The sequence below is a fragment of the Variovorax sp. GW821-FHT10B04 genome (assembly GCF_059415645.1).
Map to the genome: position 1 here is coordinate 168,062 of NZ_JBWKNQ010000014.1, position 12,390 is coordinate 180,451.

Annotated in this window: 12 protein-coding genes and 2 tRNA genes; 10 read left to right on the forward strand and 4 right to left on the reverse strand. The window is 62.8% G+C overall.

The window, feature by feature from the left end; all coding sequences use genetic code 11:
- Positions 1–84: 84 nt before the first annotated feature.
- Genes AC07PZ_RS27420 through AC07PZ_RS27430 form a run of 3 tightly spaced genes read left to right on the forward strand, consistent with a single transcriptional unit; the run spans position 85 to position 1,887 of the window.
- The gene (locus AC07PZ_RS27420; protein WP_495298325.1) at positions 85–639 is read left to right on the forward strand and encodes a hypothetical protein; all 555 of its coding nucleotides are present in this window, start codon (positions 85–87) and stop codon (positions 637–639) included.
- Positions 636–1,274 carry an NAD(P)-dependent oxidoreductase gene (locus AC07PZ_RS27425; RefSeq protein WP_495298326.1) on the forward strand — a complete coding sequence of 213 codons (639 nt, stop codon included), beginning with the start codon at positions 636–638 and terminating at the stop codon, positions 1,272–1,274. The genes AC07PZ_RS27420 and AC07PZ_RS27425 overlap by 4 nt, the downstream gene beginning before the upstream one ends.
- A gap of 10 nt (positions 1,275–1,284) precedes the next feature.
- Positions 1,285–1,887, forward strand: a complete 603-nt coding sequence (locus tag AC07PZ_RS27430; protein ID WP_495298327.1) for a TMEM175 family protein — start codon at positions 1,285–1,287, stop codon at positions 1,885–1,887.
- Between the two features lie 51 nt (positions 1,888–1,938).
- On the opposite strand, the gene AC07PZ_RS27435 is transcribed toward AC07PZ_RS27430, so the two are convergent.
- Complete coding sequence (locus AC07PZ_RS27435; RefSeq protein ID WP_495298328.1) at positions 1,939–3,411, reverse strand: sensor histidine kinase family protein; 1,473 nt, start codon at positions 3,409–3,411, stop codon at positions 1,939–1,941.
- Between the two features lie 14 nt (positions 3,412–3,425).
- Positions 3,426–4,157, reverse strand: coding sequence for an osmolarity response regulator transcription factor OmpR (gene ompR, locus AC07PZ_RS27440; RefSeq protein ID WP_495298329.1), 732 nt, complete (start codon positions 4,155–4,157; stop codon positions 3,426–3,428).
- A 160-nt stretch (positions 4,158–4,317) separates the two neighbouring features.
- Here ompR and AC07PZ_RS27445 point away from each other — a divergent pair, with 160 nt between their 5' ends.
- Together AC07PZ_RS27445 and AC07PZ_RS27450 are read left to right on the forward strand one after the other, a co-directional pair.
- Positions 4,318–4,677: a hypothetical protein gene (locus AC07PZ_RS27445; protein WP_495298330.1), complete on the forward strand. Its 360-nt coding sequence runs from the start codon at positions 4,318–4,320 to the stop codon at positions 4,675–4,677.
- A gap of 103 nt (positions 4,678–4,780) precedes the next feature.
- Positions 4,781–5,470 carry an SIMPL domain-containing protein gene (locus AC07PZ_RS27450; RefSeq protein WP_495298352.1) on the forward strand — a complete coding sequence of 230 codons (690 nt, stop codon included), beginning with the start codon at positions 4,781–4,783 and terminating at the stop codon, positions 5,468–5,470.
- 57 nt (positions 5,471–5,527) lie between these two features.
- Here AC07PZ_RS27450 and AC07PZ_RS27455 read toward each other — a convergent pair whose 3' ends face one another.
- Positions 5,528–6,301, reverse strand: a complete 774-nt coding sequence (locus AC07PZ_RS27455) for a 3-hydroxybutyrate dehydrogenase (RefSeq protein WP_495298353.1) — start codon at positions 6,299–6,301, stop codon at positions 5,528–5,530.
- A 65-nt stretch (positions 6,302–6,366) separates the two neighbouring features.
- Between AC07PZ_RS27455 and AC07PZ_RS27460 the strand changes: the two genes are divergently transcribed.
- From AC07PZ_RS27460 to rimO, 5 genes are all read left to right on the forward strand, one after another.
- Complete coding sequence (locus AC07PZ_RS27460) at positions 6,367–7,317, forward strand: alpha/beta fold hydrolase (protein ID WP_495298331.1); 951 nt, start codon at positions 6,367–6,369, stop codon at positions 7,315–7,317.
- A gap of 99 nt (positions 7,318–7,416) precedes the next feature.
- Entirely contained in the window at positions 7,417–9,558 is a 2,142-nt protein-coding gene (locus AC07PZ_RS27465) for a RelA/SpoT family protein (protein ID WP_495298354.1), read from the forward strand.
- A 47-nt stretch (positions 9,559–9,605) separates the two neighbouring features.
- A tRNA-Val gene (locus AC07PZ_RS27470) sits at positions 9,606–9,682 on the forward strand.
- Positions 9,683–9,903: 221 nt separating this feature from the next.
- A complete protein-coding gene (gene phaR / locus AC07PZ_RS27475) occupies positions 9,904–10,437 on the forward strand; it encodes a polyhydroxyalkanoate synthesis repressor PhaR (protein ID WP_495298332.1) in 534 nt (177 codons plus the stop codon).
- A 105-nt stretch (positions 10,438–10,542) separates the two neighbouring features.
- Positions 10,543–11,949, forward strand: coding sequence for a 30S ribosomal protein S12 methylthiotransferase RimO (rimO, locus tag AC07PZ_RS27480; RefSeq protein WP_495298333.1), 1,407 nt, complete (start codon positions 10,543–10,545; stop codon positions 11,947–11,949).
- 70 nt (positions 11,950–12,019) lie between these two features.
- Here the strand turns inward: rimO and AC07PZ_RS27485 are convergent.
- A tRNA-Leu gene (locus tag AC07PZ_RS27485) sits at positions 12,020–12,104 on the reverse strand.
- Between the last annotated feature and the right edge of the window lie 286 nt (positions 12,105–12,390).

The window sequence follows — 12,390 nt, forward strand, 5'->3', positions numbered from 1 at the left end:
GCATCGCGCGCACCGTCCCTGGCAGCGGCGCCCGTCGAACGGCAGCTTCAGGCGAAGGCCCTTCAATCCATCCTGGTCGTGCCCATGAAACTTCGTTCCCTGTCCCTTTCCCTGCTGCTCTGCATGGGCCTTGCAGCCGTGTCGGCATCTGCGCAAACGCCTGACGTAGCCGGTCGATGGCAGAGCAAGGGCCTGGAGCCAGCCGGACCGATGTATGTCACCCGCGCATTCACCCTGACCGACAAGGAATGGGCCGTGGTGTTTCATGCCTTCGGCGATGCGCAAGGCGCGCAGCCTCTGTTCACCCTGAACGTGGGTGGCATCTACGTGATCGGCCCTGCGTCCGCAAGGGTGCCTGGCGCCTACGACGCGGTCTTCCCGGCGGATCATCGGCACATCACCGCAGACAGCGCGCAGGGTGTCGCAATGTTCGCCGGCATGGGCTGCTCATTGAACCAGGGCGAGGAGACGGCGTTGATGCAAAAAGGGTGCGGCTTCCTGCCGGGTCTGATGGAAGCAATGGGGGAGTACGACCTGGTGGCCGTCAAGGACGGGCAGTTGTTCTTTGGCGATCGATCGGGTGACCTGACCAAGGTGCGCCCGGCCTTCCTCACCACGCTTCCCCTGGTGCGCAAATGAATGCCCCCGTTCTTCTGGTCGGTGCAACCGGCGCCACGGGGCGGCAGATCCTTGCCAAGGCACAGGAAGCCGGCATCGAACTGCGCGTGATGGCGCGCCATCCGGAAAAGCTGGCAGATCTGCCCTTTCCGGTGGTTCAGGGCGATGTTCTCGATCCGGTGTCCTTGCGGCGTGCCGCAAAAGGCGTCCGGGCCGTCGTCAGCGCATTGGGTACGCCGCTGCTCCTGCGAGGGCCGGTCACGCTTCTGTCGGAAGGCACCCGAAATCTGGTGCATGCCATGGAGGCGGAATGTCCGGACGCCAGATTGCTTTGCATCACGGGAATGGGTGCGGGCGACAGCGTCGGACATGGCGGATTTCTGTACGACCGGGTGATATTGCCGCTGCTGCTCGGGCGCATCTATGCCGATAAAAATCGGCAGGAGCAGGTCGTCGTTCAGAGTCGGCTGGACTGGACCCTGATCCGTCCCGCCATGCTGACCGATGCTGTGGCCAAGCATGCCTGGCGGGAAATCACTTCCTGGTCAGGCCAGGCCCGCATGACGCGAATCAGCCGCGCTGATGTCGCCGAATTCATCCTGCGCGAGATAAGCGCCCCACGACATCGCCGCGCGATCGTGAATCTGAGCGAGTGAGGAGGCCGGCATGAAGGAGTTCATGGGAAAGGGGCGGCTCGAAGCCTTTACCGACGGCGTGATGGCGATCATTCTGACGATCCTCGTGCTCGAGATGAAGATCCCGCACGGTGCCGTGGTTGCCGATCTGGCGGGCCTTTGGCCGGTGTTCGTTTCCTATGTGCTGAGTTTTGCCTACGTCGGCATGTACTGGAACAACCACCATCATTTGTTTCAGGCGGCGCGCAGCGTGGACAGCTGGACGCTCTGGGCCAACTTGAACCTGCTGTTCTGGTTGTCGTTGTTGCCCTTCACGACCGGGTGGATGGGTGAAAACCATTTTGCGGCCGTTCCGACGATGCTGTACGGGCTCAACCTGCTTCTGGTCGGTATGGCGTATCTCGTCTTGCAGACGGCAGTGGTGCGCCACCATGGTGTCTCGGCGCAGTTTCGGCAACTGCTGGGCAGGGATTGGAAGAGTGGTCTCTCGCTGCTCTGCTATGTGTGGGGCATCCTGCTGGTCTGGCGAGGATTTCCATGGGGCTTGTGCCTGTTCTGGCTGGTCCCGATGCTGTGGGCCGTGCCCGATCGGCGCATGGCACGCGTGATGGCCATGGCGCCGCCCGACCTGTAGGCGCATCCTGCCGCGTGCGCGGTCAACCGAGGGACGGTGGTTGGATGGACCTCATGGCTTCTTGGCCGCGGCAGCGGGCTCGGTGGTCTTGGGCGCCGCGGCACGTGGCACGCGGATATGCGCGGCAAAACCACGGCCCGGCGTGCTGGTCAGGGCAAAGGTGCCACCCATGCGCTCGATGTTCTTGGCGACGATCGACAAGCCCAATCCCGCACCTGCGGCCGACGTACGCGCGACGTCGCCTCGGAAGAACGGCTTGGTCAACTGCGACAACAGCGCCGGCGCCACGCCCGCGCCGTGATCGCGCACCTTGATCAGCACCGTGTCGTTGTGGGCCTGCGCGTGGATGGCCACATCGGCCACGTCCGTGCCGGGCGTCTTGCCGTAGCGGCGTGCGTTTTCCACGAGATTGGAGACCACGCGCGTGAGCTCGACCTCGTCCGCCATCACGCGGAGATCGCTCGGCACGTCGACCTGGATGTTGATGTCGGCCTGGTCCTCGACCGCATAGGTGCACGCATCCACCACCTCTCGCAGCAGCACGGGCTTGAAGTTGACGTGGTCCGGCCGCGCATAGTCGAGAAACTTGTCGATGATGGCGTCGAGTTGCGCGATGTCTGCCGCCATGTGATTGCGCGCGTCCTCGTCCGCAACGCTCATTTCCGTCTCGAGGCGCAATCTGGCCAACGGCGTGCGCAGATCGTGCGAGATCCCGGCCAGCATCACGGCGCGGTCCTGCTCGATCTTCGCGAGCTGGTCGGCCATGCGGTTGAAGCCGATGTTGACTGCGCGGATCTCGTTGGTCCGTGCGCGTTCGTCGAGGCGGTGGGCTTCGTATTCGCCTTCACGGACTTGCCGCGTGGCGCGCGACAGCTGCTTGAGTGGCCGGTTGATGAAGCGCGTGATCAGCGCCGCGCCCGCCAGCGACAGCGCCATGGCCGTCACGAGCCAGACCAGCCATGTGCGACCGCCGACACGGCTGAAGCGTGTCGGGTCGAGCAGCAACCAGTAGTTGTCGCCCTCGATCGCAAAGCCGATCCAGAGCCCGGGCTCGTCATTCACCTTGCTGGCGACGGTGGTGCCTTCGCCCAGCTGATCGATCAGTTCTTCCGTCACACGCTGATCGAGCTCGCCCGTGGTGTAGCGATCGAATCTGTCGTTCGGCTCGCGGGGAAGAATGCGAACGCCTTCCTGGTCGGCCAGCGTCTTGATCAGCGACACCCGCGTGATGGCATCGGAGTAGACGAGCGCTGCGCGTGTCAGGTTGACGAGCGATGCGATCTGATGCGCGGTCTGGATGGCGCGCGGTTCATATTCCAGTGCCCTGAAGGTCTGCAGCCACGCCACCGTGCAGCCGATCAGCAGCAGCGCCAGCAGAAAGAAGGTGCGCCAGAAAAGGCTGAAGCCGAGCTTCAGGCGCCGCCGTCCGCGGGCGGCGCCGAGGCTCTCGAGTGCGCCCGGTGCAGTGAACTGCGAGCCATCGGTCGCAGCGGCTTTGGGCGCCTTGGTGACGGTCGCCGACACTGAGCCTCGCGAACTCAGGCGGTGCCGTCCGGCACGAACACGTAGCCCACACCCCAGACCGTCTGGATGTAGCGCGGAGCAGCCGCATCGGCCTCGACCAGCTTGCGCAGACGCGAGATCTGAACGTCCAGGCTGCGGTCGAAGGGTTCGAACTCGCGTCCTCGGGCGAGCTGCGCCAGCTTCTCTCGAGACAACGGCTGACGCGGGTGACGAACCAGCGCTTTCAGCATGGCGAATTCGCCCGTCGTCAGCGACAGCTCTTCGCCATCCTTTTTCAGCGTGCGTGAGCCGAGGTCGAAACTGAACGGACCGAAGGTCACGGTCTCGTTGTCTGTCGACGGTGCACCAGGTGCCTCGAGCGGAGGCCGGCGGCGAAGCACTGCATGGACGCGTGCCAGCAGTTCGCGGGGGTTGAAGGGTTTGCCGAGATAGTCGTCGGCGCCGACCTCGAGTCCGACGATGCGGTCCACATCTTCACCCTTGGCCGTGAGCATGATGATCGGCGTGCGATCGTTCGCCGCACGCAATCTTCGGCACACCGACAGGCCATCTTCCCCGGGCATCATCAAGTCGAGCACGATCAGATCAACGGTGTCGCGCAGCAGGATTCGGTTCAAGGCCTTGCCGTCTTCGGCGACGATCACCTCGAAGCCTTCCTGCGTCAGATAGCGACGCAGGAGGTCACGAATGCGGGCGTCGTCGTCAACGATCACGACCTTGTCGGTGCGGGTGAGAGTCTGATTCATTTCTACAACGGTGAATTTGTAACAGAGCCGATTCTGAAGGCGTTAGAACGCCATTCGGCAAGTTCGGGTAGTTGTCTGACAGTAAGTTACACAACTTGCGCAGCGCCGCGATCTATTCATATCGGAGCCCATGGAGGGTGGCAAAGTTGCACTCTTGCGCATGACTTCTTTCTTTTATCGCTTACCGCTGCCGTTGCTCCTCGCCGCACTCTGCGCGTCGGCGTGGTCGGCTTCGCCCGTGCTGTTGCAGGTGGCTTCGTTCAATTCCGGCGATCTGAGGCGCGCGGTCGAGGCGCATCGCGCAGAGCAGCGTGAAGAGATCAAGCAGGAGGAGGCCGCTGCCGGTCGTCACCTGACGGCTGGAGAGCGTGCCGAACTTCGCGAGCAGGTTCGCCGCCAATGGGCTGGGGCCGGGCCCTCGCAGATGCAGGACACCCGGCGCAACATCGCCCCGTCGGCACCTGCGCCCCCGATGTCGCCGGAACGTGCGTTGACCTTGCCCCGCAGCCAGCGGCGCTGATCTCAGCGTGCCCACCACGCCGGGCCAGATTCCCGATGTGGGCCTTCCTTGTTCTTCATCCCTCCCTTTTTTCTTGGAGTACCGTTTGAAAATCTTCCGATCGATGGCGTTGTTTGGCGTGCTGGCCAGCACGGGCGCAGCATTCGCGCAGGCCGTGCCCTGGACCGAGCCGCAGAACGTGCTGCAGCTGTCGGCCAGCGGCACCGTCGAAGTTCAGCAGGACTTGCTCAGCATGTCGCTCACGACCACGCGCGAAGGCACGGAGGCAGCGGGCGTGCAGGCGCAGCTGAAGACTGCGCTCGACGCGGCGCTGGCTGAAGCGAAGCGCAACGCGCAACCCGGCCAACTGGATGTGCGTACGGGCAGCTTCAACCTGTCGCCGCGCTATACCCGCGAAGGGAAGATCAACGGGTGGCAGGGTTCGGCGGAACTGATTCTCGAAGGGCGTGACTTTCCGCGGATCACGCAGACGGCAGGCCGCATCACGACGTTGACGGTGGGCGGCGTCGGCTTTGGCCTCAGCCGCGAGCAACGCACCAAGGTGGAGGCCGATGCGCAGACGCTGGCCATCGACAACTTCAAGCAAAAGGCGGACTCGCTGGCCAAAGGATTCGGCTTTGCCAGCTACACCTTGCGCGAGGTGTCGGTCAATGCGAGCCAGGATGGCCCGATCCGCCCGCGGATGATGGCGATGCAGGCGTCTGCCAAGTCGATCTCGGATTCCGCCGTGCCGGTGGAAGCCGGCAAGACCAACGTGGTGGTCAACGTGTCCGGTTCCGTGCAGCTCAAGTAGCAGGCGTTCGTGGCCCGGACGCCTGGCGTACGTTGCGGCTTGCCGATGGCTGTTGCGCTACTGTGCGGTCCAGCCGCCGTCGACTTGCCACGCCACGCCGCGGACCTGATCTGCGGCCGGTGAACACAGGAAGACGGCCAGTCCGCCAAGCTGCTCGACGGTCGTGAACTGCAGCGAAGGTTGTTTTTCACCGAGCAACTCGGTCTGCGCCTGCTCCAGCGAAATACCTGCGCTGGCGGCGCGCGCGTCGATCTGCTTCTGCACCAGGGGCGTCAGCACCCAGCCCGGGCAGATCGCGTTGCTGGTGATGCCGGTGGTTGCCGTCTCCAGCGCGACAGATTTCGTGAAGCCGACGATGCCGTGCTTGGCGGCAACGTAAGCCGACTTCTGCGCAGACGCGACCAGGCCGTGAGCGGACGCAATGTTGATGATGCGGCCCCAGTTGGCCGCACGCATCGCAGGCACCGCCAGGCGCGTCGTGTGGAAGGCGCTGCTGAGGTTGATCGCGATCACCGCGTCCCATCGATCGACTGGAAAGTCCTCGACCTTGGCAACGTGCTGGATGCCGGCGTTGTTCACGAGGATGTCGACGCGGCCGAAGCTCGATGCGGCATAGCCCATGAGGTCTTCGATCTGATCCGGCTTGCTCATGTCTGCACCGTGATAGCCGACCTCCACACCGAGTGCCGCAATTTCCGCCTTGGCGGCGTCGGCGTCGCCGAAGCCATTGAGCACGATGTTCGCGCCCTGTTGCGCAAGCGATCTGGCGATACCGAGTCCGATGCCGCTGGTGGAACCCGTGACCAGCGCTGTTTTGCCTTTGAGCATGATGATGAATCTCCGGATGATTTAGGATGCAGCGAGACGATTATCCGCACCCAGACCCGCTGCCAGCCATGATTGAACCCGCCCTCCATTTCGTCGATTGCGAGGACGCCCAAGGCGGTCACCGCATGGCCTATTGGCAGTGGGGTGATCCGGCAAGCCGGCACCTCGTCGTGTGCGCGCACGGGCTGACGCGGCAGGGCCGTGACTTCGATGTGCTTGCGCGTGCGCTGGTCGAGCGCGCTGGCGGGCGGATTCGCGTGGTTTGCCCGGACGTCGTCGGCCGCGGCGCCAGTGATTGGCTGAAGGAACCCGCGGGCTATCAGCCGCCGGTCTACGCCGCCGACATGCTCGGCCTGCTTAGGCAACTGCATGCGCAGCAAGCGATCGGCGCGTTCGACTATGTCGGCACCAGCATGGGCGGATTGATCGGCATGCTGCTTGCGGGTTATCACCAATTCCCGCTGCCGGTGCCGATCCGCCGGCTGGTGCTCAATGATGTCGGCCCGGTCTTGAATGCGGGCGCGTTGCAGCGCATCGGTTCCTACGTCGGTCAGGTCGGTCGTTATGCCGATGTCCAGGAGGCCGCAGACGCCATGTGGGCGCTGTCGACGACCTTCGGCCCGCATACGCCGCAGGAGTGGCTCGAGTTGTCGCGCCACATGGTCGTTCCAATGTCGCAGCGCAGCATGGATGGGCACTCCAGGATCGATGCGCCGGAAGCGGGCTCCGGCCCGGTCGTGCTGCACTACGACCCAGCGATTGCGGTTCCGCTTCGCGCGATGACGCCGGAAGCATCCGTGCAGGCCCAGGCCGTCATGTGGGGGCTCTACGATGCAATCTCCGCACGAACCTTGCTTGTACGAGGGGCGGTATCCGATCTGTTGTCGAAAGAGACCGCATTCGCGATGACACAGCGCGGTCCTCGTGCGGATCTTGTCGAGTTCGAGGGAGTGGGGCATGCGCCCACCTTCGTTGCGGCCGCCCAGAGTGCGGTCGTCGTATCTTTTTTGTTGGACTGAGTGAAACGAGATCCTTCCACCGTGCCGGCGCGTGCCGCGACCGAGCCAGTCGTGGTCGACTATCCGCTGTCGGCTGCCACTGCCGAGCGTTCGCCGATCATGGCGAACATGTTGGGCCGTGCGCGTGCCTTCGCCGAGCCGTTGATCGCCGACGAGACGCTCGACACGGGCGAGAACACGCTCGCTCACGCGGACGCGGTTGCCGCGATCGTCGCCGCCATGGGCGGCTCCGAGGCCATGCAGGCCGCCAGCTATCTGGTCTATTCGTGCCAGCATCTGAACCGGCCGCAGGAGGTGATCGCGAAGGTCTTCGGCGACAACTTTGCGTCGCTGGCGGTCGAGACGACCAAGCTCGTCCACGTGCAGAAGCAGACGCGTCTTGCCACCGTGGGCGCCCACACGGCCGACGGCACCGGTGCGCAGACCGAGAACGTTCGCAAGATGCTGCTGGCCTTCTCGCGCGACCTGCGCGTGGTGATGCTGAGGCTTGCGTCACGCCTGCAGACGCTGCGCCATGCGGCAGCGAGCAAGCGTCCGGTGCCCGAAAGCGTGGCGCGCGAGTCGCTGCAGGTCTTCGCCCCGCTGGCGAGCCGGCTGGGCATCTGGCAGGTCAAGTGGGAGATCGAGGACCTCTCCTTCCGCTTTCTGGAGCCCGAGACCTATCAATTGATCGCGCGCTTGCTGGACGAGAAGCGCATCGAACGCGAAGGTTATGTCGAGCAACTGCGTTCGCAGCTCGAGAGCGAACTGCACGGCGAAGGTATTCGCGCTGCGGTGCAGGGGCGCCCCAAGAACATCTACAGCATCGTCAAGAAAATGCGCGGCAAGTCGCTCGACTTCGCGCAGGTGTTCGACATCCTGGCACTGCGTGTCGTGGTGCCGGATGTGAAGGATTGCTATGCGGCGTTGGCGTGGGTGCATTCGCACTTCCAGCCGATCGATGAGGAGTTCGACGACTACATCGCGCGCCCGAAGCCGAATGGCTACCAGTCACTCCATACCGTGGTGCGCAAGGTGGTCGACGGCAGGGCGGGCAAGCCGATAGAAATCCAGATCCGCACCGAGGAGATGCACGATCACGCTGAGCACGGCGTGGCAGCGCACTGGGCCTACAAGGAGGCCGGTCCCAAGGGCTACGCCGGCGTCTGGGCCAGCGGCGAGTACGACGCGAAGATCGCGGTGCTGCGGCAATTGCTGGCATGGGAGCGCGATCTGTCCGGCGGCCCGCGCGGCGAGGGATTGTTCGACGACCGGATCTACGTGCTCACACCCGACGCGGCGATCGTCGAGCTGCCGCAAGGCGCGACAGCGGTCGATTTCGCTTACACCGTGCACACCAGCCTTGGCCACCGCTGCCGCGGCGCGCGCATCGACGGCGTGATGGTCCCGCTGAATACGCCGCTTCAGAACGGGCAGACGGTGGAAATCATCGCGGCGAAAGAGGGCGGTCCGTCGCGCGATTGGCTCAACGCCGACCTTGGCTATCTGGCAAGCCATCGTGCACGCGCCAAGGTGCGGGCCTGGTTCAATGCGCAGATCACGCACGAGACGGTCGCCAAGGGGCGCGAAGCCGTCGAAAAGCTTTTGCAACGCGAAGGAAAGACGTCGACGCGGCTGGAAGATCTGGCATCGCAATTGGGCTTCAAGTCCGCCGACAACCTGTTCGAGGTCGTGGGCAAGGACGAGTTTTCGCTGCGCAGCATCGAGACGCTTCTGCGGCCGCCAGAGCCCGCGCCGAATCCGGACGACGGCGTGCTCATCAGGAAGCCGCGCGCGAGCGAAAAGGCGGGCAAGGGTGGTGTCCTGGTCGTCGGCGTTTCGTCGCTGATGACCCAATTGGCGAAATGCTGCAAGCCGGCGCCCCCCGATGCCATCTCGGGCTTTGTCACACGCGGGCACGGTGTGAGTGTTCATCGCGCGGATTGCAGCAACTTCCGCACAATGGCTGCGCACAGCGCCGAGCGAGTCATTGACGTCGAATGGGGCCGGGCACAAAAAGACGAAGGCTCGGTTTATGCGGTCGACGTTGCCGTGGAGGCTGCGGACCGCCAAGGGCTGTTGCGTGATATCTCGGACGTGTTCGCGCGAGAGAAGATGAATGTCATTGGTGTGCAGACACAGTCCGTGAAGGGCACTGCATGGATGACCTTCACGATCGAAATCGCAGATGCGGCACGATTGATCCAGGTGCTCGGTGTCGTCTCGGCAGTGTCCGGCGTTCGATCTGCGAGAAGGAAATGACAATGCCCGTTTTTGCGTGCTATAATCTTGATCTCGGATAAATATCCAGGCGCGTAGCTCAGTTGGTTAGAGCACCACCTTGACATGGTGGGGGTCGTTGGTTCGAATCCAATCGCGCCTACCAATTTTCCCCTATGAGGCATCAGCCCTCATAGGTTTCTTGGGAAATTGGCGGGAGATTTCATCTCCTTTCTTCAGCATCGTTTTCAGCCCGATCTCTCATATGCGGACTGGATGTCGACTTCGTCTTCGCAATCGGCCTGCACAGGGTAAACCTTGGCGCAGTGCAGCAAACGGTCTCCCTAGAATCGTTCGCGCAACCAACGGCGAACGCAAGGAGTCCTAGTGCAGAGTAAGAAGTCCGATGGCAAGCCGGCGCAGCGGGTGATCAAGAAGTATCCGAATCGGCGGCTCTACGACACGGACACTTCCACATACATCACGCTCGCCGAAGTCAAGCAATTGGTGATGTCGGGTACGTCCTTCGTCGTGCGCGATGCAAGAAGCAGCGACGACCTGACGCGCGCCATCTTGCTGCAGATCATTCTCGAGGAAGAGGCCGGCGGAGCGCCGATGTTCACCGAACCCGTGCTGGCCAGCATCATCCGTTTCTATGGTCACGCGATGAGAGGCTACATGGGGCCCTATCTGGAAAAGAACATCCAGGCGATGACGGAAGTGCAAGCCGAGCTCGCAAGCAAGGCTGAAAACCTGACGCCGGAAATGTGGGCGCATTTCATGACCATGCAATCGCCGATGCTTCACGGCTTGATGGGCAGCTATGTGGAGCAGTCCAAGAACGTGTTCGTTCAGTTGCAGGAGCAGATGCAGAAGAACACGGAGCAGGTTCTGGGCGCTTTCGGTATCAAGCGCCCCTGATACGCCGATGTGGTGGCGACGGGCTCGCCGTTTCGCCGAGCGCCGAGTGCCGAGTCCGAATGCCGTTGTCCGGCAGTGAGGCACGTTAGCTGGGACAATACGCCGATGAGTGAAGTTGCCACCCCCGAACGAATTGCCCCGTCAGCGGCACCCAAAGTTGGCTTTGTCAGCCTCGGCTGCCCCAAGGCGCTGACTGATTCAGAGTTGATCCTGACCCGGCTGAGCGCCGAGGGCTATCAGACATCCAAGACCTTCGAGGGCGCCGATCTGGTGATTGTCAACACCTGCGGGTTCATCGATGACGCCGTCAGGGAGAGTCTGGACACCATCGGCGAGGCGCTCGCAGACAACGGCCGTGTGATCGTGACCGGTTGCCTGGGCGCGAAGACGAACGATCAAGGCGGCAACCTGGTCCGCGCGATGCATCCGAGCGTGCTGGCGGTGACGGGTCCGCATGCGACGCAGGAGGTGATGGACGCCGTCCATGCGAACCTGCCCAAGCCGCACGATCCTTTCATCGACCTCGTACCGAATGCCTTCGGCGTGGCAGGCCTCAAGCTCACGCCGCGTCACTACGCATATCTGAAGATCAGCGAAGGCTGCAATCACCGTTGCACTTTTTGCATCATTCCTTCGATGCGCGGTGATCTGGTGTCGCGCCCGGTGGGCGATGTCCTGGGTGAGGCCAAGGCATTGTTCGAAGGTGGCGTGAAGGAGTTGCTGGTGATCAGCCAGGACACCTCGGCTTACGGCGTCGATGTGAAGTACCGCACTGGCTTCTGGGATGGCAAGCCCGTCAAGACGCGCATGCTGGATCTCGTTCGGACACTGGGCGAGATCGCCGCACCGTATGGCGCATGGGTGCGGCTGCACTATGTGTACCCTTATCCCAGTGTCGACGACGTGATTCCCTTGATGGCCAGCGGATCGGTTCTTCCGTATCTCGACGTGCCTCTTCAACACAGCCATCCCGATGTGCTTCGTCGCATGAAGCGGCCTGCAAGTGGAGAGAGGAATCTGGAGCGCATTGCACGCTGGCGCGAGATCTGCCCGGAGCTCGTGATCCGCAGCACCTTCATCGCAGGCTTCCCAGGGGAGACCGAAGCCGAGTTCGAGCATTTGCTCGATTTCATCCGCGAGGCCGAGATCGATCGCGCAGGCTGCTTTGCCTACAGTCCCGTGGCAGGCGCTGCCGCCAATGAGATTCCTGGAATGCTGCCGGAATCCGAGCGCGAAGCGCGTCGCGCTCGCTTCATGGAGGTGGCCGAGGCCGTGTCGATCGCAAAGCTGCGCAAGCGTGTGGGTGCGACCATGCAGGTCTTGGTCGATTCGGCGCCAGGCCTCGGACGCAAAGGCGGCGTGGGTCGCACTTATGCCGATGCGCCCGAGATCGACGGTACGGTGCGGTTATTGCCGCCGGAGAAGATCAGCAAGACCATGAAGGTGGGCGAGTTCACTCGCGCGCGCATCGTTGGTACCGAAGGACATGATCTGGTGGCGCTTCCCATTTGATCGACGGCTTGCCTTGGAAAACAAAAAACCCCTGGCAAGTTCAAAACTTGCCAGGGGTTTCATTGAGTCTTGGTGCCCAGAAGAGGACTCGAACCTCCACGATGTTACTCGCTAGTACCTGAAACTAGTGCGTCTACCAATTCCGCCATCTGGGCCCGCGCTCTGCAAGAATCCTGCAGAGCGTTTTGAATTTCAGGAAGTCTTAGAGTATAGCAATAAAAATCGCGTCTCAGAGGGCGGTGCCATTTTTATTGATGGAATCGCGATCTGCCTGGTGCGCACGGGTGCTGCGTCGTGCTCGGGATAGACTCGTGACATCACACCCATGCCGCACGCCAGAATTTCGTCCAGTCAACAGCCGATCGGCAATGCAGCCGCTGGCTCGCTGGCCTGCACATTCGATCAGGTCCATGCGGACGAAAAAAATCCCTGGCGATCAAT

Bases quoted from the DNA above. Each gene is read 5' to 3' on its own strand.
- AC07PZ_RS27420 (WP_495298325.1), top strand. From the start codon at position 85: ATGAAACTTCGTTCCCTGTCCCTTTCCCTGCTGCTCTGCATGGGCCTT.
- AC07PZ_RS27425 (WP_495298326.1), top strand. From the start codon at position 636: ATGAATGCCCCCGTTCTTCTGGTCGGTGCAACCGGCGCCACGGGGCGG.
- AC07PZ_RS27430 (WP_495298327.1), top strand. From the start codon at position 1,285: ATGAAGGAGTTCATGGGAAAGGGGCGGCTCGAAGCCTTTACCGACGGC.
- ompR (WP_495298329.1), bottom strand. From the start codon at position 4,157: ATGAATCAGACTCTCACCCGCACCGACAAGGTCGTGATCGTTGACGAC.
- AC07PZ_RS27445 (WP_495298330.1), top strand. From the start codon at position 4,318: ATGACTTCTTTCTTTTATCGCTTACCGCTGCCGTTGCTCCTCGCCGCA.
- AC07PZ_RS27450 (WP_495298352.1), top strand. From the start codon at position 4,781: ATGGCGTTGTTTGGCGTGCTGGCCAGCACGGGCGCAGCATTCGCGCAG.
- AC07PZ_RS27460 (WP_495298331.1), top strand. From the start codon at position 6,367: ATGATTGAACCCGCCCTCCATTTCGTCGATTGCGAGGACGCCCAAGGC.
- AC07PZ_RS27465 (WP_495298354.1), top strand. From the start codon at position 7,417: ATGGCGAACATGTTGGGCCGTGCGCGTGCCTTCGCCGAGCCGTTGATC.
- rimO (WP_495298333.1), top strand. From the start codon at position 10,543: ATGAGTGAAGTTGCCACCCCCGAACGAATTGCCCCGTCAGCGGCACCC.